General features: G+C 38.9%; 30 protein-coding genes, 2 tRNA genes and 2 riboswitches. Of the genes, 23 read left to right on the plus strand and 9 right to left on the minus strand.

Annotation, left to right across the window (positions count from 1 at the left end):
- Nucleotides 1–55: 55 nt before the first annotated feature.
- The 3 genes from Q0K03_RS00060 to Q0K03_RS00070 all read left to right on the plus strand — a co-directional run bounded on the left by Q0K03_RS00060 (nucleotide 56) and on the right by Q0K03_RS00070 (nucleotide 1,577).
- The gene (locus Q0K03_RS00060; RefSeq protein ID WP_297236446.1) at nucleotides 56–421 is read left to right on the plus strand and encodes a hypothetical protein; all 366 of its coding nucleotides are present in this window, start codon (nucleotides 56–58) and stop codon (nucleotides 419–421) included.
- A gap of 39 nt (nucleotides 422–460) precedes the next feature.
- Nucleotides 461–1,180 (plus strand): NAD-dependent protein deacylase, encoded by a 720-nt coding sequence (locus Q0K03_RS00065; protein ID WP_297236448.1) that lies wholly within the window; start codon nucleotides 461–463, stop codon nucleotides 1,178–1,180.
- 184 nt (nucleotides 1,181–1,364) lie between these two features.
- Nucleotides 1,365–1,577: a helix-turn-helix transcriptional regulator gene (locus Q0K03_RS00070; protein WP_297236450.1), complete on the plus strand. Its 213-nt coding sequence runs from the start codon at nucleotides 1,365–1,367 to the stop codon at nucleotides 1,575–1,577.
- Nucleotides 1,578–1,610: 33 nt separating this feature from the next.
- Here the strand turns inward: Q0K03_RS00070 and Q0K03_RS00075 are convergent, their stop codons facing one another.
- Entirely contained in the window at nucleotides 1,611–2,393 is a 783-nt protein-coding gene (locus tag Q0K03_RS00075) for an HAD family hydrolase (RefSeq protein ID WP_297236452.1), read from the minus strand.
- Nucleotides 2,394–2,478: 85 nt separating this feature from the next.
- A complete protein-coding gene (locus Q0K03_RS00080) occupies nucleotides 2,479–3,756 on the minus strand; it encodes an adenylosuccinate synthase (protein WP_297236454.1) in 1,278 nt (425 codons plus the stop codon).
- A 209-nt stretch (nucleotides 3,757–3,965) separates the two neighbouring features.
- On the opposite strand from Q0K03_RS00080, the gene Q0K03_RS00085 reads away from it, so the two are divergent.
- On the plus strand, nucleotides 3,966–4,331 hold the full coding sequence (locus tag Q0K03_RS00085; RefSeq protein WP_297236458.1) for a BlaI/MecI/CopY family transcriptional regulator: 366 nt from the start codon (nucleotides 3,966–3,968) through the stop codon (nucleotides 4,329–4,331).
- 58 nt (nucleotides 4,332–4,389) lie between these two features.
- Here the strand turns inward: Q0K03_RS00085 and Q0K03_RS00090 are convergent, their stop codons facing one another.
- Nucleotides 4,390–4,758, minus strand: a complete 369-nt coding sequence (locus Q0K03_RS00090) for a BlaI/MecI/CopY family transcriptional regulator (protein WP_297236460.1) — start codon at nucleotides 4,756–4,758, stop codon at nucleotides 4,390–4,392.
- Nucleotides 4,759–5,228: 470 nt separating this feature from the next.
- Nucleotides 5,229–5,302 (minus strand) — tRNA-Trp (locus Q0K03_RS00095).
- A gap of 141 nt (nucleotides 5,303–5,443) precedes the next feature.
- Between Q0K03_RS00095 and Q0K03_RS00100 the strand changes: the two genes are divergently transcribed.
- From Q0K03_RS00100 to Q0K03_RS00135, 8 genes are all read left to right on the plus strand, one after another.
- Complete coding sequence (locus Q0K03_RS00100) at nucleotides 5,444–6,145, plus strand: TIGR00266 family protein (protein ID WP_297236462.1); 702 nt, start codon at nucleotides 5,444–5,446, stop codon at nucleotides 6,143–6,145.
- Between the two features lie 146 nt (nucleotides 6,146–6,291).
- Nucleotides 6,292–6,609 carry a PadR family transcriptional regulator gene (locus Q0K03_RS00105; protein WP_297236463.1) on the plus strand — a complete coding sequence of 106 codons (318 nt, stop codon included), beginning with the start codon at nucleotides 6,292–6,294 and terminating at the stop codon, nucleotides 6,607–6,609.
- Nucleotides 6,602–7,222 carry a DUF1700 domain-containing protein gene (locus Q0K03_RS00110; protein WP_297236465.1) on the plus strand — a complete coding sequence of 207 codons (621 nt, stop codon included), beginning with the start codon at nucleotides 6,602–6,604 and terminating at the stop codon, nucleotides 7,220–7,222. The genes Q0K03_RS00105 and Q0K03_RS00110 overlap by 8 nt, the downstream gene beginning before the upstream one ends.
- Entirely contained in the window at nucleotides 7,210–7,407 is a 198-nt protein-coding gene (locus Q0K03_RS00115) for a hypothetical protein (protein ID WP_297236467.1), read from the plus strand. Before Q0K03_RS00110 ends, Q0K03_RS00115 begins: the two co-directional genes overlap by 13 nt.
- Before the next feature lie 117 nt (nucleotides 7,408–7,524).
- A riboswitch (glycine riboswitch) is annotated at nucleotides 7,525–7,614 on the plus strand.
- 49 nt (nucleotides 7,615–7,663) lie between these two features.
- Nucleotides 7,664–9,061 carry a sodium:alanine symporter family protein gene (locus Q0K03_RS00120; RefSeq protein WP_297236469.1) on the plus strand — a complete coding sequence of 466 codons (1,398 nt, stop codon included), beginning with the start codon at nucleotides 7,664–7,666 and terminating at the stop codon, nucleotides 9,059–9,061.
- A 71-nt stretch (nucleotides 9,062–9,132) separates the two neighbouring features.
- A riboswitch (FMN riboswitch) is annotated at nucleotides 9,133–9,249 on the plus strand.
- A 99-nt stretch (nucleotides 9,250–9,348) separates the two neighbouring features.
- Entirely contained in the window at nucleotides 9,349–9,963 is a 615-nt protein-coding gene (locus Q0K03_RS00125; protein WP_297236471.1) for an ECF transporter S component, read from the plus strand.
- 93 nt (nucleotides 9,964–10,056) lie between these two features.
- Nucleotides 10,057–10,144: transfer RNA gene (locus tag Q0K03_RS00130), tRNA-Ser, on the plus strand.
- Between the two features lie 150 nt (nucleotides 10,145–10,294).
- A complete protein-coding gene (locus tag Q0K03_RS00135) occupies nucleotides 10,295–10,825 on the plus strand; it encodes a DnaJ domain-containing protein (protein ID WP_297236473.1) in 531 nt (176 codons plus the stop codon).
- Between the two features lie 2 nt (nucleotides 10,826–10,827).
- Here Q0K03_RS00135 and Q0K03_RS00140 read toward each other — a convergent pair whose 3' ends face one another.
- From Q0K03_RS00140 to Q0K03_RS00150, 3 genes are read right to left on the minus strand one after another with little or no spacing between them, the layout of a single operon-like run.
- Complete coding sequence (locus Q0K03_RS00140) at nucleotides 10,828–11,664, minus strand: hypothetical protein (protein WP_297236475.1); 837 nt, start codon at nucleotides 11,662–11,664, stop codon at nucleotides 10,828–10,830.
- Entirely contained in the window at nucleotides 11,652–12,410 is a 759-nt protein-coding gene (locus tag Q0K03_RS00145; protein WP_297236477.1) for an RNA methyltransferase, read from the minus strand. The genes Q0K03_RS00140 and Q0K03_RS00145 overlap by 13 nt, the downstream gene beginning before the upstream one ends.
- Complete coding sequence (locus tag Q0K03_RS00150) at nucleotides 12,407–12,961, minus strand: hypothetical protein (RefSeq protein ID WP_297236479.1); 555 nt, start codon at nucleotides 12,959–12,961, stop codon at nucleotides 12,407–12,409. Before Q0K03_RS00150 ends, Q0K03_RS00145 begins: the two co-directional genes overlap by 4 nt.
- A 78-nt stretch (nucleotides 12,962–13,039) precedes the next feature.
- Here Q0K03_RS00150 and Q0K03_RS00155 point away from each other — a divergent pair, with 78 nt between their 5' ends.
- From Q0K03_RS00155 to Q0K03_RS00200, 10 genes are read left to right on the plus strand one after another with little or no spacing between them, the layout of a single operon-like run.
- On the plus strand, nucleotides 13,040–14,017 hold the full coding sequence (locus Q0K03_RS00155; RefSeq protein ID WP_297236481.1) for an FHA domain-containing protein: 978 nt from the start codon (nucleotides 13,040–13,042) through the stop codon (nucleotides 14,015–14,017).
- Nucleotides 14,004–15,386, plus strand: coding sequence for a hypothetical protein (locus Q0K03_RS00160; RefSeq protein WP_297236484.1), 1,383 nt, complete (start codon nucleotides 14,004–14,006; stop codon nucleotides 15,384–15,386). Before Q0K03_RS00155 ends, Q0K03_RS00160 begins: the two co-directional genes overlap by 14 nt.
- Before the next feature lie 9 nt (nucleotides 15,387–15,395).
- Entirely contained in the window at nucleotides 15,396–17,165 is a 1,770-nt protein-coding gene (locus tag Q0K03_RS00165) for a hypothetical protein (RefSeq protein ID WP_297236486.1), read from the plus strand.
- On the plus strand, nucleotides 17,137–20,583 hold the full coding sequence (locus Q0K03_RS00170; protein WP_297236488.1) for an FtsK/SpoIIIE domain-containing protein: 3,447 nt from the start codon (nucleotides 17,137–17,139) through the stop codon (nucleotides 20,581–20,583). The genes Q0K03_RS00165 and Q0K03_RS00170 overlap by 29 nt, the downstream gene beginning before the upstream one ends.
- On the plus strand, nucleotides 20,576–20,812 hold the full coding sequence (locus Q0K03_RS00175) for a hypothetical protein (RefSeq protein ID WP_297236490.1): 237 nt from the start codon (nucleotides 20,576–20,578) through the stop codon (nucleotides 20,810–20,812). The genes Q0K03_RS00170 and Q0K03_RS00175 overlap by 8 nt, the downstream gene beginning before the upstream one ends.
- A gap of 14 nt (nucleotides 20,813–20,826) precedes the next feature.
- Complete coding sequence (locus Q0K03_RS00180; protein WP_297236492.1) at nucleotides 20,827–21,123, plus strand: WXG100 family type VII secretion target; 297 nt, start codon at nucleotides 20,827–20,829, stop codon at nucleotides 21,121–21,123.
- Between the two features lie 11 nt (nucleotides 21,124–21,134).
- Entirely contained in the window at nucleotides 21,135–21,425 is a 291-nt protein-coding gene (locus tag Q0K03_RS00185; RefSeq protein WP_297236494.1) for a WXG100 family type VII secretion target, read from the plus strand.
- A complete protein-coding gene (locus Q0K03_RS00190) occupies nucleotides 21,422–21,595 on the plus strand; it encodes a hypothetical protein (RefSeq protein WP_297236496.1) in 174 nt (57 codons plus the stop codon). Before Q0K03_RS00185 ends, Q0K03_RS00190 begins: the two co-directional genes overlap by 4 nt.
- Nucleotides 21,585–22,394, plus strand: coding sequence for a hypothetical protein (locus Q0K03_RS00195; protein WP_297236498.1), 810 nt, complete (start codon nucleotides 21,585–21,587; stop codon nucleotides 22,392–22,394). Before Q0K03_RS00190 ends, Q0K03_RS00195 begins: the two co-directional genes overlap by 11 nt.
- A 12-nt stretch (nucleotides 22,395–22,406) precedes the next feature.
- On the plus strand, nucleotides 22,407–22,685 hold the full coding sequence (locus tag Q0K03_RS00200) for a DUF4176 domain-containing protein (protein ID WP_297236500.1): 279 nt from the start codon (nucleotides 22,407–22,409) through the stop codon (nucleotides 22,683–22,685).
- Here Q0K03_RS00200 and Q0K03_RS00205 read toward each other — a convergent pair.
- Together Q0K03_RS00205 and Q0K03_RS00210 are read right to left on the minus strand one after the other, a co-directional pair.
- Nucleotides 22,679–23,572, minus strand: a complete 894-nt coding sequence (locus tag Q0K03_RS00205; RefSeq protein ID WP_297236502.1) for a hypothetical protein — start codon at nucleotides 23,570–23,572, stop codon at nucleotides 22,679–22,681. The two genes, Q0K03_RS00200 and Q0K03_RS00205, sit on opposite strands and share 7 nt — an antisense overlap.
- Complete coding sequence (locus Q0K03_RS00210) at nucleotides 23,562–24,593, minus strand: peptidylprolyl isomerase (protein ID WP_297236503.1); 1,032 nt, start codon at nucleotides 24,591–24,593, stop codon at nucleotides 23,562–23,564. The genes Q0K03_RS00205 and Q0K03_RS00210 overlap by 11 nt, the downstream gene beginning before the upstream one ends.
- Nucleotides 24,594–24,725: 132 nt before the next feature.
- Between Q0K03_RS00210 and sufC the strand changes: the two genes are divergently transcribed.
- The gene (sufC, locus tag Q0K03_RS00215) at nucleotides 24,726–25,541 is read left to right on the plus strand and encodes a Fe-S cluster assembly ATPase SufC (RefSeq protein ID WP_297236505.1); all 816 of its coding nucleotides are present in this window, start codon (nucleotides 24,726–24,728) and stop codon (nucleotides 25,539–25,541) included.
- The last annotated feature ends 2 nt before the right edge of the window (nucleotides 25,542–25,543 follow it).

Genomic DNA, 25,543 nt, shown 5'->3' on the forward strand with positions numbered 1-25,543 from the left:
ATTAATATAAACATTAACATATGTTTTCTTTTACTATAAACAAAGGAGGGATATTGTGAAAAGAGTAATTCCATTGCTTGGCTTGCTGGCCCTTGCGGGATGTCAGAATTCAGGAATAAAGATCTCGCAAGTGGATGATTTTTCTATCGATGGTTATGAACTATCTCAACCAGGGATCTATATGATCAATTCCAATGAGGATCCATATATTATTTTTAATGATTTTGGTATGGATGCAGAAAGTGTAAGCTGTGAACAAAAGGGGAAGGAGATCCTGGTCCGTTTTGAAAAAGAGACACCGAAAGAAGAAACGGTTGTATACCGGCTGGACATAGATTCTCCAAAGGATTCCACAATACGCTGTTTAGATGAAAATGGTCAGGAGTATTCTTTTGAAAATGTGATCTTAAAACAAGAATAGGTCTGATTTGCGTTATAATATATACAGGAGGATCAACAAATGGAACTGAAGGAAATGATTCAACAATCAAATAATATTGTATTTTTTGGAGGAGCGGGGGTCAGTACAGAAAGCGGTATCCCGGATTTTCGAAGCGATAATGGACTTTACAAGAAAAAGTATCGATATCCTGCCGAAATTATGGTATCGCATAGTTTCTTTGTTCAAAATCCTAAGGAATTCTATGAATTTTATTTTAATCAGATGATCTATCCCGATGCAAAGCCCAATAAAGCGCATCAGGCGCTGGCAAAGCTGGAGGCAATGGGAAAGTGTAAAGCCATCATTACACAGAATATCGATGGACTTCATCAAAAAGCGGGTTCAAAGAATGTGTTTGAGCTTCATGGTTCTGTGGCAAAGAATACTTGTGTTTCCTGCCGAAGACACTACACTTTGGAGGAAGTGATCAAGGCAAAGGATGATGAAGGAATACCTCGTTGTCCGCATTGTGGAAATATTATAAAACCGGATGTGGTTTTATATGAAGAAGCCTTGGATCAGGATGTATTGCATGGAGCCTTACGGGCTATTGCCAATGCGGATCTTCTTATCGTTGGAGGAACCAGTCTGGTGGTTTATCCAGCCGCTGGTCTGATCGATTATTTCCATGGCAAGTACTTGGTGGTGATCAATAAGGCAGCCACAGACCGTGATGGTATGGCCAATCTGGTGATCCATGATTCGATTGGAAAAGTTTTAGAAGAGGCAATCCGCTAAAAGAAATCAACACATTTAAAAATATTTCTATAATCCCCACTTTTTACTTAAAAATAAACAAAATTTACACTGTTTTTACAGAAAACCAGTGTGATGGAGTAGTCCTTTTTGAGCTAATATTTCGAATTTGACTATCGGTAATATATAATAAATTTAATAAAAAGAAGTGTTAAGAGGATACGTTATGAAGTTAAAGAGGATTAGAGATCTAAGAGAAGATAACGATCTGACGCAAGCCGAAATCGCTAAGTATCTTAATGTAACCCAAAGAACTTATTCCAGGTATGAAAATGATGACCGGGCGATTCCCCTTGAACAATTGATTAAACTGGCAGATTACTATAATACCAGCGTTGACTATCTTTTAGATCGTACAGACAAAAAGGAACCGTATTAAAAAGTACAAGCCGAAACTTGTACTTTTACGGTGTTAAATTTTGTTGAACCATCCTTTTTTCTCACAGATATTATAGATTCCATTATCTACATTTGCATCCGTTACTATGGATGCTTTTTCTTTGAGTGCATCACAGGCATTTCCCATGGCTATACTGGTCCATCGGGGATCAAACATGACGATATCGTTGGTGTCATCTCCAAAAACGACAACATCCTCGATTTTTCCGTGAAGCCTTTCCATCATATCAAGGATTCCCTGATGTTTGGCATCGTATTGAAAGATGAGATATTCTGGTTCGAATCGGATATGACCAATCGTGTTCAAAAGTTTCAAATCCTTTTCTTGTTCAGGTAAAACAGAGAGGTAGAGTTTATAGATAATATCCAACTTATCGTAGTCCATCTTTGGATCGATATAATACCGGGTGGGTTCTTTGCGTTCACCGACTTGTTGACGAAACAAATCGTTTTTGGCATACACATCGATGGAATCATTTAACTGCAGGAGAACGCCGATTCCATGTTCATCAGCTTCCTTGATCAGTGCTTTTGCCTTTTCAAGGTCTAAAGGCAGGTTTCGTACCAGTTTGTCATTGATGACAAGGCCTCCGCCTCCGCAGCATACCATATTGTGAAGACCCACTTCTTTCATAAAATGGATCGATTTATAATGGGCTCTTCCTGTTGCGATTGCGACAAAATGTCCTGCTTCCTGCAGCTTGTCCAAAGCCAGTTGGGCACTGGGAACAATTTTATTGGTTTTGCGATCTGTCAATGTGCCGTCTATATCAAAGAAAAAATATTTTTTGGTCATAAAACTTCTCCTTTTCGCTAGAATAATATCACGAAATTGCATCTATGTTAGATTCTTTTACAAAGAAAAAAGAGACCGAAGTCTCTTAGATTTCATGGATATAAATATTATTTACACGATCCGGTCCTACAGAAACCATAGAAATGCGGACACCTGTAAATTCTTCAATGAATTGGAGGTATTTTTTACAGTTTTCCGGAAGCTGATCATAAGTTTCCATTTTGGAAATATCTTCTTTCCATCCGTCAAATTCTTTGTATACCGGCTTTGCCTTGGCAACCATAGATTGATCGCTAGGAATGTAGTTATAAACTTTTCCATCAATTTCATATCCTGTACAGACATACAGTTTTTCCAAACCTGTCAATACATCGATCTTAGTGATTACGATATCTGTCAGTCCATTCATCATTACCGCATGTTTAACGACCAGCAGATCCAGCCACCCGCATCGTCTAGGACGTCCTGTGGTTGCCCCATATTCAAATCCTTTTTCGCGGATCCAGGATCCCTGTTCGTTGTTGAGTTCTGTTACAAACGGTCCTTCACCAACGCGGGTAGAATATGCCTTAACGACACCGACGACTGTCTGTATACGGCTTGGGGCCACGCAAGCTCCAACGGTAACACCGGCACTGGTTGGGGAAGAGCTGGTAACATAAGGATACGTTCCATAATTGATATCTAACATGGCTGCCTGAGCCCCTTCAAACAGAACGATTTTATCTTCGTCCAGCGCTTCATTTACGATATGCGTGGTTTCTTTGATCATAGGAACGATCTTATCGTAGATTTTTTCAAAGTCGCTGACCATCTTATCAAAATCCATTGCCTGACCATCATAGACCTTAGTGAACAGTTTATTTTTGAAATCCAGGCATTCTTTTAAACGGACTTTAAAGCTTTCAAAATCAATGAATTCATGGTAACGAATTCCTCTTCGTGCGTATTTGTCCGCATAACAAGGTCCGATACCTTTTTTTGTTGTACCAATTTTGTGGCTGGCACTTTGTTCTTCCAGTTCATCCTGGTAGCAGTGATATGGCATAAGCATCTGAGCTCGGTCACTGATAATAATGTGATCACAAGTCAGTCCGCCTTTTTCTAAGGTTTCCATTTCTTTTAAAAGTATAAAAGGGTTACATACAACACCTGGACCAATGACACAAAGTGCATTTGGATTGAGCACTCCGCTTGGCAGAAGATGCAGTACATGTTTCTTTCCCTGTACGATAACCGTATGACCCGCATTGTCTCCACCCTGGAAACGAACGATCATATCCGCTTTCTGGGCGAGCACATCAACGATTTTTCCTTTTCCCTCATCGCCCCACTGAGTTCCAACGATAACTTGGCTTGGCATAATAAAAGCCTCCTTAAACAATACAGAAAAATTATATCAGAATTGATACATTAGGGCAATTTGATATTCAATAGGATACCGGCTCAAATCGATTTAATTTTGATTTTTGAAAAAGAGGAAAAGTGAAAAAAGTGCATAAAATAGGGAAAATTTTAACATTTAGACAGAAAAGTATAGTATAATAATAAAAACGGAAAGGATGAACGCAAATGAAAGAAAGACTATCGAAAAGAGAATCGGACATTATGGAAACTCTATGGAATTCTAATGAACCTCTCTCGGCGAATGATATTTTAACTCTTATCCCAGATATAACGATGAATACGATTCAGCCAAATTTAAAGAAGCTGATGAAAAAAGGATTTATTAAGGTAACGGGTGTAGGCTATACAAAAAATTCGATTACCCGACAATTTTCGCCAATCATTTCACAAGCTACATATCTCTCGGCTTATTTGAATGATGAAGCATTGAAAGACTTTGCTCTTCGTTTTATTGAGCAGTCTTCCGATGATAAAGAATTAAAAGAATTACGTGACTTGATCGATAAAAGAAGAAAAGAGTTAAAAAAGTAAAAAGAAAAACCTGAGTTACAGATGAAACTCAGGTTCTTTTTTTGGGGAAGACAAGGGCTTACTTTTCGAGCTCTTTTTTCTTCCGGTCGATTAGTTTTTTTAATTCATTGAGTTCGTTAAGATTGGTGTTGGAATTGATCAGATACGCTGTGACCTCAAACCGACTTTTATCTCCCAGTAAAAATTGAATATAATCTGCCTGAGATACAGTAGGAGCATATAAGCGAGTTAAAGAAGTGCTGGAATATCCAATGTCTGCCACTTTGATATATTTCATGTTCAAAAGAACTCTTAGAACTTGTTGAACTGTATTCATATTGAGATTTTCATCTGCTTGATGGATTTGGCTCGCCGATAATGGTTCTTTTGAATTCCATAATATAGACATCACTTGATTTTGACGTTTTGTCAACAGTTTAAGTTTCATCGTTTTACCTCACTCACTTTTGACTATATTATATTCATGAAATCTTTTATTTACAAACAAAATGTAATTAGTGTAAGAAAAAATTCTAATCAAAAAAAACACCAAATCACCATATTAAAGGGATTTGGCACTTTAGGATCGTTATCCTGTGATCCATTTAATCACTACTTCTTTAGATTCCTTGATGAGAGGATTTCCTAATAGATCGGATGGACGACGACATGGAATTGTTCACAAAAAGCAAAATCTTTTGTTTTATCCATGAAAAACAGATCTTCATCGCTTTGTACTTCTTCAATGCCGAGAATTTTTGTTTCTACATTTTTAAATTAAATAAATGACAGTTCTAAAACCGTCAATATGATGCTTTTAGGTTATAAATTTATAATCACAGTCAACGATCGTAATTAAATACAAAAAAGTGTCAAATCTGCTTTATATAAAGGAGATCTGACACTATATTTTCTTAATGGCAGGGGTAGCAGGAGTTGAACCCACATCAACGGTTTTGGAGACCGCTGTTCTACCATTGAACTATACCCCTAAGCGCTTGTATATTCTAGCATAATTGCGAATAGGATTCAACTGTAATTTTGCCTCTTATACAACATACAGATATTTTATACAAGCTTGATAGAAGTATGGAGTAAAATCTTATATACTATAACTAAGGAGGTCATTTTACATGAAATATACGATTTTAGGAGATTCTGATTGTCCTATTGTTCAGGCAACCTTGGAAAAAGGAGAAACAATTAAAATAGAGAGAGGTTCTATGGTTTATCTGTCGAATGTTTCTATTGAAGGGAAAATGAACAGTCAAAAAAAGGGAATAGGCGGAGTGCTTGGAGCCATTGGTCGAAGTATGACCAGCGGTGAAAGTATGTTTATCACCTTTGCGACAGGACAAACAAATCAAAGCGTTTTGGGGATTGCTCCACCGATTCCAGGAAAGATCCATTGTCTGCATGTGGATCCATATCAACAATATCGATTGAATACAGGAGCGTTTCTTGCCTGTGATGAAACAGTGGATTACGTAATGAAAAAACAGGATATAGGAAAAGCTTTATTTGGTGGAACTGGTGGTTTGTTTGTGATGGAAACACAAGGGCAAGGAGATATCCTTGTGTCTGCTTTTGGAGATTTGATGAAGATTGAAGTCACACCGGATCATCCAATCACAATTGATAATGAACACGTTGTTGCCTGGGACAGTTCACTTGAATATAATATCAAAGTCGCTTCAGGAACATTTGGATTTACAACCGGGGAAGGACTGGTCAATGAATTTTATGGTTCAGGAACCGTTTTGATTCAGACACGAAATGTTCACAACCTGGCGGATGCAGTTCGCCCGTTCTTGCCAACTTCTTCCAGCAACTAAATGAAAACTGAACCTCATATTTTTGAGGTTCTTTTTTTATGCTCTTAAATCAAGATTTTTTGTTCAAAAAAAGTTTCAAAATTTAAATATACGAGTTGACACATCATACTATGCAATATATAGTAATATGTGTAAGGAGGTATAAAATGGATGCGCAGTTAAAAAAGGGTTTTTTAGAATTTTGTGTTTTAGCTTCCTTAAAGAATAAAGACTCTTATGGCTACCAAATTGTTAAGGATGTTTCGCAATACATCGAAATATCTGAATCTACGCTATATCCCATATTAAGACGCCTGGAAGCCAGCCAAAGTGTCGTGACTTATACCGAAGAACATAAAAACCGATTAAGAAAGTATTATCGAATCACCCCAAAAGGGAAAGAATCGATTCAATTATTTTTAGATGAATGGAAAGAAATTCAATCCATCTATGAATATATCAAAGGAGAAATGGATCATGAATAAAGAGGAATTTTTAAGGACTCTGGAAAGACTTTTAAAAAGCCTTCCTAAACAAGAGAGTCAGAAGATGTTGGATTATTATGCGGAAATGATCGAAGACCGTATGGAAGAAGGAATGAGTGAAGAAAGTGCTGTAGAAGATCTGGGCGATGTGGGAGTGATTGCCAGTCAAATCTTGAGCACGCAACCCGTTAAAGAGAAAAAGTTATCCAATCCTGCAAAAGTACTGATTGTCTCCTTGTTGATCTTAGGAAGTCCTTTATGGGCTTGTATCGCATTAGCCTTATTGGCACTGATTCTGACCGGGCTCTTGTTGATCTTGACTGGATACATTCTGATTTGGCTGATCCCTGTCTTGGCGTGCGTATTCATGGTTGCCGGATTGATTGTGTGCTGTGTAAGTATTCTGGGTTCACCATTTGTGATGGCATCCAGTTTTACGACAGGACTCTTACAACTGGGTGTAGGTTTTATCGCCGCCGGTCTTTCTATTCTGGCTGGATTGTTCATGGTTGTGGTATCGCGTTTCTTTGTGCGGATGACCGTTGGCTTTAGTCATTGGCTGAAAGTGCATGTATTCTGTAGGATGAAGGAGGTCCACCTATGGCAAAGTTAAAACTATTATTGATCACGGCTTTGGGTTGTATTGTTTTAGGCTTGACTTGTTGCGGGTATGCATATTTTTCAGGTCAGGACCTGCACTATGAAAGTGGACAATGGTATCAAAGTGTACATGTAAATGAATCGAATGAGTTAAATCTAAGTATTCACTGGAACAATTTATCAATTGTTCTAAAATAGACTTGCACTCTTTGTGATTTTTCATTACAATGCAATGGTAGAGTTCGGATGACGAATGTTAGAGAGAGTCTTTGGACCACCGAAGAATTTATTATTTCAGGTAAAAGGATAGCATTCTGACGAGCCTCTGGAGAGTTCCTTAAATGGACGCCGAAGGAGCAAGCCCTTAGGGGTGAAACTCTCAGGCAAAAGGACAGAGGATTAGATAGTTTTACTATATTCTAATTCCTCTTTTATGATAAAGGAGGATTTTTTTATGGACACTCTTTCCAATGTTTTGAGTCAGATCAATGATTTGGTCTGGGGATTGCCTTTGATTTGTTTACTGTTGGGAACTGGCCTGTATTTTACCTTGCGGTTAGGCCTGTTACAGTTTCGCCGTCTTCCTTTGGCTTTTAAACTGATGTTTAAAAAAGAAGACCATAAAGAAGGCGATGTTTCCAGCTTTCAGGCCCTTTGTACCGCTTTATCCAGCACGATTGGAACCGGAAATATCGTAGGGGTAGCCACTGCCATTATTGCCGGAGGACCAGGTGCTTTATTCTGGATGTGGATTTCTGCCTTTTTAGGGATGGCCACAAAATATTCAGAAGGTCTTTTGGCAATCGTTTATCGGCAGCGGGATGAAAAAGGACAGATGTCTGGCGGTCCAATGTATTATTTAGAAAAAGGGTTGAAACATAAAACTTTAGGAAAGATCTTAGCCCGCCTGTTTGCGGTATTTGGCGTAGGTGTGGCTTTGTTGGGGATTGGAACGTTTACCCAGGTTCGCTCGATTGCCGATGCGGCGCAGCTGACACTCAATATTCCCCCTCTGGTTACGGGAATCTTTCTTGTGGTGACTGTGGGCTTCATTACCATTGGTGGAATCAAGCGAATTGCTTCGGTTTCAGAAGTTATCGTTCCTTTTATGAGCGTTGCCTATATTGCCAGTGTTGTATTGATCATGATCACGCATTATCAAGCAATACCGGGAACTTTGGCTTTGGTTGTTCAATCGGCCTTTACGCCTTCGGCTGCTTTTGGCGGAAGTGTGGGTATCACGATGCAGATGGCGATGCGAAGCGGAATCAGCCGCGGAATTTTTAGTAATGAATCGGGATTGGGAAGTGCTCCGATTGCCGCAGCGGCCGCTAAGACCGATTCTTGTGTAGAACAAGGTTTAGTTTCTATGACGGGAACCTTTATAGATACGATCTGTGTTTGTACGATGACGGGGATGGCCATCATCATTACCCAGTCATATTTGCTGGGCGTGGAAGGATCGGCTATGACGACCATCGCCTTTCAAAACGGATTTCCTATTGGAGAGATTGGCATCTATGTCGTGAATATTGGCTTGTTGTTCTTTGCGTTTACGACCATTATCGGTTGGAATTATTATGGGGAAAAGTGTATCCAGTATCTTCTGGGACAAAAAGCAATCCTTCCTTATAAAATTCTTTTCATTGTCTTGATTGGAATCGGACCTTTTATGTCTTTGGATTTTGTCTTTACTTTAGCGGATATTGTTAATGGCTGTATGGCATTTCCTAACTTGATTGGTCTTGTGGCATTACGAAAAGTCGTTTACCAGGAAACGAAAGCTTATTTTATGAATTATCGCTGTGTGAAAGAAGCCCGAAAACAAGAGCTTGCTGCTAAATCGGCTTAAAACCAACTTTGGTAAATTTTTCACAAAAATATTGACAAACGGATTTCTACAGGTTTAGTATAAGGACGTACAAAAAACTTCAGGGTCGGGTGAAATTCCCAATCGGCGGTCATACTCCGCGAGCCTTCGGGCAGGAATCGGTGCAATTCCGATAGCGACAGTTACAGTCTGGATGGAAGAAGGTTTTTTGAAATCCTTTTTTATCGTTTTTGTATCCTGAGAGGTTTTGTGACAAACCTCTTTTTCTTTTGAAAAAGAGGGGGCTGATCTGTGAGGAGGTAATGAATATGTCAGCACAATCGACTGTCCAGTCAAAAACATCTCGTGTGCAATGGATCGCAAAGGTTTCGATTCTTTCGGCAGTTGCGTTTCTATTGATGCTCTTTGAGATCCCACTTCCGTTTTTTCCGCCTTTCTACGAACTTGGTTTTGATGAAGTAGCGGTCATGATTGGAGGATTTGCGATGGGACCTCTGGCCGGGGCTTGCATTGAAACTTTAAAAATCGTTTTGAATTTATTGTTTCAAGGAACTGACACGGCTTGCGTGGGAGAAATTTCCAATCTTATTATTGGTTTAGCTTTTGTGGTTCCTAGTTCCATCTACTACCAAAATCATAAGACGCGCAAAGGGGCTTTAATTTCCTTGATCATTGGAATTGTATCCTTGGCTGTAATTGGATCTTTGGCAAATTATTTTATCGCATTGCCGGCTTATTCTTATTTCTATGGCTTACCGATGGAAGCTATCATAAAAATGGGAACAACGCTGTTGCCGCTTGTTTCCAATACCTTTACTTTTGTCCTCTTTATGACATTGCCTTTCAATTTATTAAAAGGCTTGATTGTTGGAATTATCGTATTTATTTTATACAAACGGATCTCACCTCTTCTGCATCGTTAATTTTCGAGGTGAATCAAGTTCTCCTGCAGGGTGGATAACCCTGCTTTTTTTGTTTGACAGATGGAGTATTCCTTAGTATTATATTTAAGCACTGGAGAGTTGTCCGAGCGGTTTAAGGTGCAGTCTTGGAAAGGCTGTGTGGTTAACGCCACCAAGGGTTCGAATCCCTTACTCTCCGCCATTGCATGTAAAGTCCTTTTATCAAGGGCTTTTTTCATATATTGGTAATATATTGACTCAGATATCATAAAGTGTGTGAAAATATATTATTTCCAGGATATTGAAATATTTTCTGATAGAATAGCTAGTATGGAAAGGTCAAAGTGAAATTATGCGAGATCCTTATGAAGTTTTGGGCGTGTCTCGAGACGCGTCTCCCGATGAAATAAAATCAGCGTATCGAAAACTGGCTAAAAAGTATCACCCGGATCTACATCCAGGGGATGAGGAATGTGCAAAAAAGATGCAGGAAGTGAATGCGGCATATGATCAAATCACAGATCCGGAAAAATATGGCAATCCTTCCTACCAACAATCCAATCCGTATGGCAATGCATATCAGGATCCGTTTAGTTATTTTTATAATCAGCAAAATCAAAACAACCAAAATACTCATTTTTTCTATTATGGACCGTTTGGGTTTAATTATTCATCCAATTCACAAAATACTAGAGCGCGGGGTTCTTTCTTTAGAAATATGATCCTGTTGATCTTGATTTTTAATTTACTTTCTTACTGTACAAGAGTGGCTTACTTTTATCCTTATGGCTATGGAAATGAAAATAGGGAAGAAAGAGAGCAGGAAGAACAAAGAGACAACAACGATTCGTGGTGGAATAATGATGAAAGCGTAGCTGTTTGAGACTACGCTTTTTTTGATATTTCCTGATGGAGATAGTCTTTGTCTTCTTCCTTTTTTGTGGGAATAAAGAACTGGATAAAGGCAAACTGTTTTGAGTTCTTAGAATAGAAATAACTGAATATAGAAAACACTGTAGCGCCTACAAAATTTACGAAGAGATCGCTCATCGTGTCAATCAATCCAATATCTACATACCCCTTGTCGGAGATGACTTCACCATTGATTGTCACTTCCTGGATCTCATCGATGGAAAAAGCAGGAAGCTGATCATCTACACCTGCACTGTGGATCTCTTGGATCAGAGTGTCTTTTTGAGTATCCATTCCAAAGAAGCGGTCCATGGAGTACTCGAAGAATTCCCACATTACGCCGATTGTCATGGAAAAGGTAAAGGAAACGATCGCAAAGAAAACAGGAGAGACAAAAAATTTGATCTTTTCTTTTTTATTCAATAGTCCGACCAATGAAAAACCGATGGCGGCGCATACAAAACCATTGATGGTGTGCAAAATCGTGTCCCAGTAAGGGATGGAGAAATAATAGTTATCGATTTCCCCCAGAATTTCGGCGGCATAAATAAAGACCAGGATCAATATTTCTAAAAAGATGGGCAACTCAACTTTAAAAGTCAGCTGCACCAAACTGGGAACGATAAAAAGCAAAAGGGTCAGAACACAGACAAAGATGTTTTCATAATTCTGTGTGAAGATCTGACGAATCAATACTATGATGACCAAAGTTCTTAAGATCATATATACCGCAAAGGAGGACCGATGTTCTTTGATTTCTTTTGACAGGGCCTCTTTTAGGCAGAGTAAATACTTTTTTATCGATTGCATTTAATGTCTCCCTGACGAATGAAAAAGTAATAAGATAGAATTCCTCCGGCAATCGCTACATTCAGGCTTTCAAATGAGGCCATTTCAATTTTTATGGTTTGATGACAAAGCTCGATCAATTCCGGATGGACGCCTTGTCCTTCATTTCCTAACACAATACCATAGCTTTCGGGTACCTGGACGCGATCGAGGGGCACCGATTGACTGTGTAAACTTGTGGCATAGATATTCATTCCGTTGTTTTTGAAATTCGGAATGGTAAAGATCAAATCGGTATATATAACAGGTACATGAAACAAAGCTCCCTGGGATGATTGGATCGTTTTCGGATTGTAGATATCGGCGCAACCGGATGAGCAGTAGACGGCCTCGATTCCAAAGGCAAGAGCCGTTCTTATGATCGTACCTACGTTGCCTGGATCTTGTACATCATCCAGGAATAAAGCCCTGTGAATGGGATGGGATGTCCATTCCATTTTCTTGCACAGGCCGATGATTTTTGCCTGTGAATTTTGTACTGAAAGTTTCTGCAGGACCGGTTTGGTACAATAAGTCAAAGGTACATTCAAAGAAAGCTTTTCATCCTGCAAAATGAAAACTTCTTTTAAACATCCAGCTTCATACGCTTCATGGACAAGATGTTGTCCTTCGACAAGAAAGAGATTTGTTTTATCTCTTTCTTTTTTTTTGTGCAGCTTGGTTAGCTCACGAATGGTTTTATTTTGAGTAGATTCTATCAATTTCATGGCTTTATTGTATCACGCTTATGTAAAAACGCCAGTATATATAAAACCATGTTGACCAAACAGGAAAAGGCTGTTTCTGCACTGGATGTGATATGTCCGGGAAACAGTAAAAGAAAGGCACAGAACATAAAAACAAACAATAGGAAGCGTTCATATCGGTCAAGGTTTCCTTTCCAATAGAAATAATACAGCCATTCCATGATGAAACAAGTAACCGAAGCGATGGCTATCCAGATATGCAGATCATTGATCCAGGAACTTTGATCCAAAGAATATGGAATGATGCAGGATAAGACCATGAGGATACAGATCAGTGTGTGAAAAAATCCTGGATAGGGGAAATTCGTTTTATCCCAGATAACCTTTGAAAGATAATAAAAGCCCCATGCACTGCTGATGGCCCAGAGAATCAAATAGATAGGATGCCCCATTTGGTTTCCAATGTGACTTTGGTTATCAAAAAAAGGGTCGATCACAAAGAATGGATATAAGTTTAAACAGAGATTCAGAATCCAGACATGGATCAATGATAAGTATTTTGTGTATCGCATAAAAGAATTTTAAATATTTTTTACGAATTTGTCATTTCTTTTCGTATTTATTAGTGAGGTTGAAAAGAGGTGATTGATTTGAACGATTGGATCCGCGTTCTCTCTAAGAATCCATCTGTGCTGGAAACCATATTGAACGATCCAATGAAATTAGATCTGAGTGTATTTGACAAGATGGCTCACGACGATTTCAGTCTTCGAAGTGCTCTGCACGATCCCAAACGAGGTATCATCCACTATTCGATTGAGGGACTGGTTAGTCTCGAAGATTTTTTGAATCAGGTAACTTTTGAAGATAGAGAAGGATATCTTTTTCTGGATCAACTTTTTGAGACAGCCATCGCGGTCAATCGAAACAAACCGGTTTTGTTTGATCCATCTTATGTGTTTGTATCTCCCTATGGCGACAAGTTCTATTTTCTTGTCGTTCCCATTATGCTGGAGGAATGGATGTTTCAAAAGGAACAGATCTCATCATGGGTCCAGTATCTTTCCAAACATTTCAAAACACATACGGCGTATGAAATCATCGGCTATATGCTGAGTCTTTCCCAAAGTGATGAATTTTCCTTACCCAATCTGATTTCCGGTTTGGTCAATTTAAAGGATCATTATTATCCGAAAAAAAGACATTTCTTTTCTATTCCAAAGAAAGAACGGTTTTATTTAAAAGAACCGGTGCACTCTCTTTACTATGATGCATACTCTTCGGCTTCCAAGGTAGTACATGAAGAAAATGGTACACAGGTCTTAGGTGAGCCTTTGGTAGGCAAAGCCTATTTGATCCAAGAAGATACCCAGGAGAAGTTCATGATCCAGTTTGAATCCACGGTTGTCGGCCGTACAGTATCTTGCGATATTCAGTTATTGGAAGATTCAATATCCTTAAAACATGCCGAAATACTTTATGAGAATCAACGATACTATATCAAAGATCTGAAAAGCCGAAACAAGACCTTTCTTAACGGAAAACAGGTGATTCGAAAGATGCGTTTAAAAGAAGGAATGCGGATTCAATTTGGGAATATAAACTTCATTTTCCATGAAACTGGATGATAGCCGATATCGAGTTGTGGAAAACTATCACATGTCATTCAATAGCCGCGTTGATCTCGTGGAAGATCAGTTAACAGGAAAGAGATATATCTCGAAGTCAATCGATTTAAACAAAAGTACACCTGTCTTGATTCATCAATTGAAAACAGAGATCCATATTCTTTCTTTGTTGAATGATGTGCACGTACCGCAGCTATCGGATGTGATACTTTCTCATGACTCTATGAGCTTGATTGAAACAAAAATTGATGGAATACGCCTGGATCAAATCCAAAATCGATGGACAGTTCTCAGATATCGAAAAAGATGGGCGTTGGAATTGATGCACCTCTTGGAAACCCTTCACCAATTCGGTTTTCTTTATATCGATGTAAAAAAAGAAAATCTAATTGTATCGAAAAACCATCTCTTTCTCATCGATTTCAACGCTTGTATTCCTATTCATTCTGTTCAGGCTTGTATGGCCTCTCCCTCAAATGAGGCTCCTGAATTGAAAACTAAAAGTAGAAAGGAGGTATACACAGATATTTATGCATTGGGATCGCTGATGACGAGTTTTTATCATTTTGGTTTTCTTAAAATATGGATTCGAAAATGTATGCGTGTAACACCGCAAAAGAGATATCCAAGTATCTCTAGGACTCGTTTCAGTTATCTGATGTTCCTTTATGTCCAAAGAATTTTGATGATCTGTGTTTTTATATTTCTGTCTGTTTTCTGGATCTTTCAAAATTCTTTGGCGTATGAAGGGACACTGATGGAAAAGTATCGGGAAGAGATCATGGAAATCACAGGTACAAGGCAGGAAAAAACACAGATTGTTCTTCATGACTGGATCGTAAAAGGAAAACTTAAAAAAGGATCTTTTGACGATAATCAAACCGCAAAGTATTTTTTGAATCAAGCTTTATTGACAAGAAATGTCGAAGTAATTCGATACATTGTGCAAAACATACCGAAATCTATCGTAAAAGAGATCTATGTTCCTTATCAAATGGCAAGGATGATATCAAGCCCGGACAAACCAATGTCGCAGAAACAGATTCTGAAACTTTTGCGTGCTATAGAAAAAGAAAAAGATCTTTTAACCCGTGTAGACAACCTTCAGCTCTTTGAAGAAATATTACTGGAAAAAGAAAGAGTCTTATCAACAGAAAATGTCCAGTATCTATCAACGATTCATCATAGATGGACCAACCAGCAAATGAAGGAAAATCAGGAGATATTTTTAAAGTTGGCTTGTACTCATGGGGAATACTGTCTTTATCTGGAAACCAGGGGGTTCAAGAAACAGACGTTGCCAGATAACTATATAGAGATGTTTAAAGAGGATCAAACGTTCAAAAAAATCATGAAGATGATGGAATAGGAGGCGATTATGAAATTTGTAAAGATAGTGATTCCATGTATGTTGTTGTTTTCACCTGTACAGACTTATGCGCAGACAGATATTGGATCCACTGAAATCTCTCAGAAAGAGAGCCAGAAGCTTATGGTATTGGAAAATGGCAAAGAGGTCGAAGATGTTCTATATCTGTTTAAAGATTCCTGGATCGAGATTCGTAAGACTGAAGAAATAAATGAGATACAAGTTTGGATCGACGGCGTCCTGGTACCGGTGCAAGAAAAAGAGGAAGGCTGGAGGGTACCGGTCCAATATACCAACCAAGAGATCTTGATTCAATATGAGAAAAGTCAGGAAGAATCAGCGCTTCGAAAAATACAAGTTCATTCTCTACAGAAACTCAAAGCACAGAGTTCTGTTTCTTACGGAGAGTACATTTTACAGAATTCGGTTACCCTTCATTTTGATTCTCTATGTGAAGAAGACGTTGTGCTTTGTCTGTATATCAATGAAGAAAAGATCCAGGAATATCTGTGTCAGGGAAAAGAAGAGGTTCAAGTGGACTTGAATCAAAGCGGTAAAGTGCGATTGGAACTCTATTACCAGCATAATCCAGGACATAAAATCCTGATCAACGACAAGAGAGATCTTAGTTTTTATTTTACAAACAAAGATATCGAATTGGATATTTCAAATCAAGAAAAAATTTCAAATCACGATATAGAACTTCACATAGCGTGGCCAAACGATTTAAAAGAGGGATTTGTACAGATCGATGATGGACAAGATACTTTGAGATACAATCCTGAAGAAGACATCGTATTAAGGGCTAAATCCGGTCAAAGGTTGCAGTATCATGTCTTGGTCTATGCACAAGATCATTATGGCCGAAACGTACATAAAACAGTTTCTTATATTATCGATCAGAAGATTCCTGGAATTTCCTTATATCATCATGAGAAGCTGGTAAATCCGGGTGTTCTGAATGTATTCAATGAGAAAAACGATCTTTCCTTTCTCTGGGATAAAGAAGTGAACAGTTCTTTTACTTGTTTTGTCAATCATCAGCAAGTTGAAGCGGTCAATCTTAACCAACTATGGCAATCATTGCATACAAAAGATATTTTGACCATTTCTTTTTTGGGAATTGATGAAGCCGGAAACAAAGGGGTCTATCCATACTATCTTCAATATGTTGAACCATCGATTCTTGTATCTGGACCAACCGCAAAAAATCCAACCGTAATGAAACAGGAGCCGAAGATGGAGACAAAATCAAAGACAATTGTTTCAAAGATACAAAGTCCAATCATGGGATCGTATTCGGATGTGCAGATCACGGAGAGAATATGGAAACGTTTCCCAGACCAGAAATTAAAAATGGAAAAAAAGACGGAAACGATCGATCATACGAAACCCATCATCCGCCTTTTATGTACAAAAGGTTCGATGAAGGAATTAAAAAAAGGAGATACGATTCGCATTACATTGGTCAACACACAAAGCTATTCGAAAGACCGTTTTAAGAAACTTACGATCAACGGTAAAAAAGTCAATGTCAATACGTTAAAAAAGGACAACTTGAACAACGATTATTATGAATTTGTTTTGAATCGGCCTACCACAAACATTGAAGCTATCGCGGTGGATCATTCCGGCAATCAGACAACGTTTAAAAAGACATTGAGTGTAAGTGACAAAAATCAAGCAATTTGGATCATCCCTGTGTGTCTTGGCTTGATTGCGCTGGTGATTGCGGCAGGATATAGAGCTTATGCCATGTCTCAAGATCACAACCGCTAAAAACTGTATCATTCGCTCTTTCGAATCGATTTATGATTATCCGCAGGTGAAGATACAGCAGAAAAGAAATCAATGGTCTTTGGTTTATGCCAAGAAATCGTATCCCTTATCCAGTCTGGGACAACATGTAACGATTGATGGACAAGAGGTGATCTTTTCTTTATATGAGAAACCCAAACAATGGAGTTTGGTGAAACTGGAAGAAAGAGTGACCATCGGACGATCCAAGCCATGCACAATCTGTATACCGGATAGTACTTTATCCAAAGAGCATTTCATTATCGAAGGATCGACCATGAAAGATCCAGGAAGCAGAAATGGTACCTTTGTTAATGGAGAAAGGAAAGAATTTTACGATCTTGTTCAAGGGGATCATATCATTTTTGGTCAGCAGGAAGCGTATTTCATTCCCGGATATTTGATTCTTAGCCGTTGTGTTAAATCAGACACCCCTTGTTTAACGGATTTTTTATCTCCTAAGTATGAAGTCTTTCAACCAAAAGAAAAAATCATTCCTGTTATTGAGACCAGTGAGTATTTTATCGAGTCTCCCCAGTCGCCGCTTCCAGTCAAAAAGGCAAAGTGGTTTCAGACCATTGGGTCTTCCATTTTGATTCTGGGTTCAGGCATCGTCAGTTCTCTTGTTGCACTCTTAAGCTCGAAGGGGAATACCGAATCCTTATTCACGCTCCTTTTAAGCTCTTGTTCAATGAGTGTTGCCTTTGGGATCTATGGCTTGTTGAATCGTGAAAGCATGTACCGGGAAGGCTTGAAAGAGGCACAATACTTAATAAGAAAATATGACCGATACTGTGTCCGATGCTACGAAGAAATTGATAATTTAAAACGTGAAAAAGAAAGTCAGGTCCAGGAAATCCGAAAAGCTTATCTCTTAAAACCAGAAAACTATCAGCGCCAAATGGGTTCAGATTTCGATTTATGGCTAGGCTATCAAAAAGAAAAATGGCTTCAACTTCATTGGAAAAAGCCCAATTATCTTCAGGAATCCGAGGCTCTTTTTCAAAAACAGAAAAATATGATCCGCAGTATGAATCCCTATATGAAGATGCCGGCTTTCTTGAAAAAGGGAGAGACCATCTATATTTCAAAAAATGATTCTTTGATAAAAGATTCTCTTTTTCTGCAGTGGGCCCTCAGCATCTATCAACCTTCTTTAAAATGGGTTTGGATCGATTCTCATATGAACAAAGAGGACCCTTATCTATATCATCCAGGCTGTCGAATCGGTCATCGGTTGTTATGGATCCGTTCTCAACAGGAATGGCAGGCTTTTCTGGAAACAATGGATTCCAATTATGAATACATTTACTTTGCGAAGGAATCTTGGATCAATGGTTCAAACCGGCCAGAGGGAACCTGGATCATAGAAGGAAAAACGAACCCGAACATAGTATGGGATGCATTTTTTGTACCCGCTTCGTTTTATCGGAATCTATTGTATACCACCCAAAGGAGCATGTGTTACCAAATCAACTTCTTGAGTGTTTATAAGAAGAAAGACCCTTCTTTTTCCTTGCGTTCGATTCGAGGCAAGAAAGTGAATCTAAGAGTTCAAATCGGAATTTCTAATAATAATGAACCTGTTTATTTGGATTTGGATGAAAAACATGACGGACCACATGGCTTTGTAGCGGGAATGACAGGAAGCGGAAAAAGTGAACTTTTAAAAAATATTTTGATGCAGCTGGTGCTCCAAAATGATCCTGCGCTTTTTCAATATATCCTCATTGATTTTAAAGGCGGCGCTTTTGGTCAGGCTTTTTACACTTTTTCCCACTGTCAGGGAATATTGACCAATCTGGACCACCTGGACATGGAACGTTTCACGATTCTGATTTATGGTTTTTTGGAAGAACGTCAGCGAAGAATTCGTGAATTCATAAAAGCTTATCCTCATAAGGAAGCGCATATCGACACATACAACCAATACCATCCGAATGAACATATGGCTCATGTATGCATACTGGTTGATGAGCTGGCCCAAATCAAGCAAAAGTATCCGGAATTTCTTGTTCAACTCAAGGAAATATCCCGTATTGGGCGTTCCTTAGGTGTTCATTGTATTCTTTCTACTCAGAAACCGTTAGGCATCATCGATGATCAGATACTGGCTAACAGCCGTTTTAAGATCTGTCTGAAGGTTGCTTCAGCTGCCGATTCCTATGAAGTATTGCATCATGAAAGGGCAAAAGATATCACACAGCCGGGTCAATTTATTTTGCAAGGAGACACGGAAGTAGAAGGAAGATCCTGGTATCTTTCGGACACCGTTTTTTTAAGGAGGTACGGTTTTACAGAAGTCGATGAAATGGGAAATGAGATGTACAGTTACCAACAGGAAAAACAGTCACTGTTTCAAATCCTGTCAAAGAAAATTGAGAAAAGAAAACAGGAGGCCTCGTGGCTGGTTACGCCCTTTGATCAAAACATCTTTAAAAAGGAAGAATTTGCCTTGATCGATGATCCTTATCACAGATCGATCTATGAATGGAAATTTCATTTAGGGGAACAGATTGCGGTCTATTGTTTTCAACCTTCTAAGCAAAAGGAATGGATTGGTCTGATCAGAGATTGGGCAAAGGTACCTGTATATGGAATGGGATGTTCTGTGAACTATGGATTTGATCGATTGTTTAGCGAGAAAGAATTCGCAAGGATCCATCGTTTTATCTTGCCCTGTATATGGATCGTTTCCTGGAATGGCTTGATGAACAAGAATCTGCAGATCTTAAAGAATTCCAATGTTCTTTTGTTTGTGTTATTTGACAGAATTCCTTCCCAGGTAAAGTTTGGTTTATATACAAAACGATTATGTTATGACTTTGAAACCATCGAAGATGTTCGTATGTTTTTTGATACATTTGTCAAATCAAATCTGACCAATCGTTCATTTTACGGCTGGACTTATATTCACGATCAAATCTATTCTGTTCTTTTTCGTTCGTCATTTCCTTGCCAAGATCAAACTTCAAAATCGGTTGCTTATGAATGTTTGGAAGAGGATAACTTCTTTTATTTAGGTTTTGATCTGTCGCTGCAAAAAGAAATCTACTGGACAAGGAAACGTCCATTGCTCATTGTTTATGCACAGCGTTCGGTTTCTGTCTCTATTCAGAAAATGCTGGATCAATGGCGGAAACACGGTCCTTTACAAATACAGGATCACTTCGAGGACGATGCAGATGTGTATGTTATCGATGGGATACATCAAATCCATGCGTTCCAATCGGAAGAATTTTTATCCAAGGTATACGATATGGACATTTTATGGATGGGAAAGGGTGTCCAGGATTATGTGTATCTACTGAAGCGTTCGATTTTAGAATTTACCGATTGTGATGCGGTTGCCTGGATCAATGAAAAAACCTATTACCTGAAGGAGGAAAAACGTGGATGAATTAATGATCCATATTCGAATCTTTACAGAAGACAAGATCCATCATGTATGGATTCGGGATACTTATGTTGTCCGTGATTTTTTGAAAGATATTCAAAAGTCATGGCATTTGGAAAATACAAACTTTGAACATTTTTTTTATCATATTGAATCAAACAGAATTTTAGATCCTGGTCAAAGCTTTTATGACAACATCGTAATGACCGGAGATCACTGTATTTTATTTTAACAGGAGGCAAAGTTATGAAAATAATGGTGAATTATGAAGAAGTCGCACAAGGGGCGTCCTATCTTCAGCAAAAATCAAACGATTATCAACAGATGATCGAACAGATCTATGCCCGTATGCACCAGATGGAGTCTATATGGCAGGGAAGCGATCATCAGGCTTTTATCAGTCAGCTGGAACAATTTCGTCCTCAGCTTCAGAAACTGACAGGTATTATTCAGGAATATTCTAAATATCTATATAAAAGCGCTGCCCTTTATCAACAAGTGCAGCAGGACCGTGTCGCCAAGGCTAGAACGTTGGCTGGATAAGGAGGGATTTTATGGCATCAGTACAAATATCATCTCAGGAAGTTTTTCAATATTCGAATCAGCTTTCAGGACTGAATCATCAAATGCAGTCGATTTTCGAAGAAATCAAAGCACGAATGCATCAAATTGAATCCATATGGCAATCTCCGGCATCCAGAGTTTTGATGGAACAGTTTTCACAGATGAATCCTGTCTTTGAAGCGTACGTGGAAGCCTTGGAACAATATTCAGTATATCTCAATCAAACGGCTTTAAGTTATCAGGAAAATGAACAGATTTTATCACAGGGGATCAAAGTATGAATCCGCTGCTTGGTTATTATGAAGATTTGGCACAATATTTGTTGTCGATTCAGCGCGAGATTGGTGTTTTGACGTCAAAAGAAGAAGGAGACTTGTTGATAAAGGGAATCCAGGATCTATATATGCAGGTGCAGCTGCAGATCAAAGAAGTGATGCTCAATGGAAATTGATACCCAAAGACTTAGACAGCTAGCCTATGGACTCATGTCTCGAAAGCGGTATGGCGGAACCTTAAAAGATCCCGTCCAACGTTTTAGACACGAACGGATCCAGGAAAAACTGAATGTTTTTATTGATCATCTTAACCATACAGCCCATGCCTATGAGACAGCCGATCGGTCTTTGTTTTCGAATTTTAGAACATACAGTAAGGAGGGAACAGCTAGTTTTTATCACAGCGAAGATCTAAATTTGATTTCACAACTGACAAAAAAAGAAGATCCCAGTGTATTTTCAGTGGGAGCTTCATGGTCATTCAAGGAAGTGGGGGCCGTGTATCAGTCGAAATATTTAAACGCTTCTCTTCGATCGGATTTAGGCTCCATTGAAGCTGAAGGATCGTGTTCCATAGGGCTATGGAAAGAAGGCGAATTTGATCCATCTCTTGATCTGGAAGCACAGCTGGAAGCATCACTGGTTTCCTGCAGCGCACAGGCTCGTTTGGGAACAGCCAATGCGTATATACAGACAAAGGCCACTGGATCGATTGGAACCGTTTATGCAAAGGCAAACTGTACCCTGACAAAAGAGGAACAAAACCTGGAAGCAGGCGTTGGAGCAGCGGCTCTTCGCGGAGAAGCATCGCTGGCGTTTAGTTTATTTGGGGCAAAGATCACCTTGACAGCACAAGGATCGATTGGAAGCGCCGAAGCCAATGTATCTTATCACCATAAAAACAAAGAGTGGGAGTTTTCCAGCAAACTGGGATTTATCGCAGGTCTGGGATTTAAAGTGAATGTCAAATATTAAGGAGGTGTGAGAGTGAAAGAATTATTGCCTATAGGAACGGTTCTGACATTAAAAAACGGATCAAAAAAAGTGATGATCACAGGACGCATCCAAAGAGAAAAAAAGACAAAGAAAGTATTTGATTATGCCGCATGTCTGTGGCCTGAAGGTATGCTGGATTCCAGCCATTTCTACTTGTTCAATCATGAAGATGTAGATATTTTATATCATATTGGTTATCAGGCACTGGAAGAATTCCAATTTCGCAGTGTGTTGGAAGAAGAAATAAAAAAATTAGAGGAAGATCATTGATCTTCCTCTTCTGTTAATTCTGGGTGATTTACAAGGTATTCTGGATCCGAGACACGTAAAGCATCAAAGATTTCCTGATCGTGGATCTCAAATCCATGTTTCTGGAGATAATAAATCAAACAGTTATTGGATATTTCCTGATTGGAATTGCTGACGAGATCGGTTTTGATCTTATCAATGTTTTTGTCATAGTCTTTACTGATCAGAACTCCAACATAATATGCACCGCTGGATTCGTCTTCATCGGTCATGACTTCATCGATTACGCCTTCCTCTTTGGCAGAGTATAAAGAATTGATGACATAATCTGGGAGGGAATCTTCCAAACATGTCGAAACAACGATTTCTTCATTTTTAAATTTAGAATCTTCACTGGAATACTGATCCCATACCGTTTGGGCATCTGTCCCTTCCTGTAATGCCTTTAAAGCATTTTTGGCATCATCTTTGTTGTCGCACATCAGCACTTTGGCGATGGTAGGTTTATATTCTTTTTTGATCTCTTTTTTCTGGTCTTTGAAGTATTGATCCATCAGTTTTTCCTGTTGGATCATAGGGATGATGATGTTTTCAATATAATCATCTTTGTTTCCTTCTTCGCCTTTTTCATCGGATTCTTCATAAAGCTTGTTGGCTTCTTCCTGAATCTTCTTGCCACGTCCGATCTCTGCATCTAACACAGCATTGGTAGCAAGCAGGATCGTATTGGAAGAACCGGAATATTTTTTAAGCAGATCGTATTCTTCGCCGCGGGTAAAGCTTTGATCTCCAACGGTGAATAAGACTTCATCTGCGTCTTTGATCTGTGTCGAAGACTGGGAACAGGCGCTTAGCAACAGCAAAGAACTAAAGGCAAAACATAACGTTTTTTTCAAATTACTTTTCATTGTCTTCATCTCCTGTTCTAGAGGAAATATATTCATTGATTTTCTTTTCGGTTTCATCATCTTTAAATTCGATGTCAAGATCTTTCGCATAAGCTTCTACGATTTTAACATCCAATCCTTTATTTGCGTTTAGAATGGCAGAAAGGACATTGTTGGATACCGTTTCATTTTTTGAATTCCACATCTTTTTTAAATCGGTTTGATCAACGTGTACACGATATAAGTAGAACAGTCCAGTGGATGAATCTGTAACTTCGATCCAATCGCTGGTTTCCCCTTCTTGTAGTTTGGTAGCGGCATCGATCACAGCGGAGTTTAGTGTGGAACTGCTTGCGGCGTCGGTATCGATATAGCCATAGAAACCGTCATTGCTGGCCGTGGAAGTATCTTCGGAATATGCCGTAGCAGCATCGGCAAAGCTTTCCTTTTCCAAAGCAGAATCGATATTATCTTTTTTCTTCTGTTCATCTTCTGTTAAACTGTCCAGACTTTCCACCTGCATAGAGAGAATAGAAATCGTACGAGGTTTTTTCTCTTGCAGTGCTTTGGTTGTTTCATCGAAATGTTCTTCGATATAATCTCTTTGCATTTCTGTTTGTTTCACAGTCATTAAATAAAAATCATACAAATCGTCTGAATCAGTAAAACCGTAAGCGGCCAGTTCTTTTTGAACTTGCTGTTCCAGCTCCAAATCGGTCGTGGAAGACTGATTGGCTTCAAAAGCTTTCAAATATTCTTTTGCCTGTTTTTCGATTTCGTCAGTAGTTTCAATTGCCTGGTTTACAACGAGATTTCGGTAGGCGTTGTAAAGAATCTCGTTATCCGAATCTTTTGATTCCTCATAAATATCCTGGGCGGTTATATTCGCCTCATCCATACTGGCAACAACCTGGTTGCCGTCGGAATCTGTCATCTTGGAAACATTGTATTTATTTTCATCGTATACAAAATAGCATACAAAAGAGATGATGATGATGGCAATTACGACCACAAACCAATTGTGTCTTAAGAAATCGCTCATGGTAGACCTCCTCATAAAAAATCTTTATCAATTATAGCGAATATCCTTATAAATTGCAATGAATGTTAAAATCGTATGAATTGAGATTTAAAAGCTTTTTTGTTACTATAGTACAGGAAAAGAGGAATGAATATGACAGAGCTCGTTATCAAAGACTTACATGTATCTGTAGAAGATAAAGAAATTCTAAAAGGATTGGACCTTACGATCCATTCTGGGGAACGTCATGCCTTGATGGGGCCAAACGGAAACGGAAAAAGTACCCTGTTAGCGGCCATTATGGGAAATCCCAAATACAAAGTGACCCAGGGATCCATTACTCTTGATGGAGAAGATGTCCTGAAAATGGAAGTAGACCAGAGAAGCAAGGCTGGTTTATTTTTAGGTATGCAGTATCCCAGTGAAATCAGCGGTGTAACCAATTCTGATTTTTTACGTTCGTGTATCAATGCCCGCCAGGAAAAACCAATCAGTTTATTTAAATTTATCAAGGAAATGGATAAGGCCATTCAACAGTTGGACATGAAACCGGATCTGGCGCATCGTTTCCTGAATGACGGATTTTCCGGAGGGGAAAAGAAGCGCAATGAAATCGTACAGATGATGATGCTCAAACCATCCATCGCAATGCTTGATGAGATTGATTCGGGATTGGATGTGGATGCCTTGAAAATTGTCAGTGAGGCAATCGATCAATGCCAAAAAGAAAATGATATGGGACTTCTGATCGTATCGCATTATGCACGTTTCTATGAATATCTGCAGCCTACGCATGCTCATGTTCTGGTGGATGGCAGAATCGTTGTTTCCGGCGGTCAGGAATTGATTGAAAAGATTGATACCCAGGGGTACGAATGGCTGGAAGAAGAATACCATGTAAAAGCCAATAAAGAAGATACTCGGAAACGTCCGACCAGTCTTGGCCTTTGCGGTGCGAAAAGAGGCTGAGT

Origin of the sequence: uncultured Faecalicoccus sp. (genome assembly GCF_944327125.1) — a bacterium.
Classification (GTDB): domain Bacteria; phylum Bacillota_I; class Bacilli_A; order Erysipelotrichales; family Erysipelotrichaceae; genus Faecalicoccus.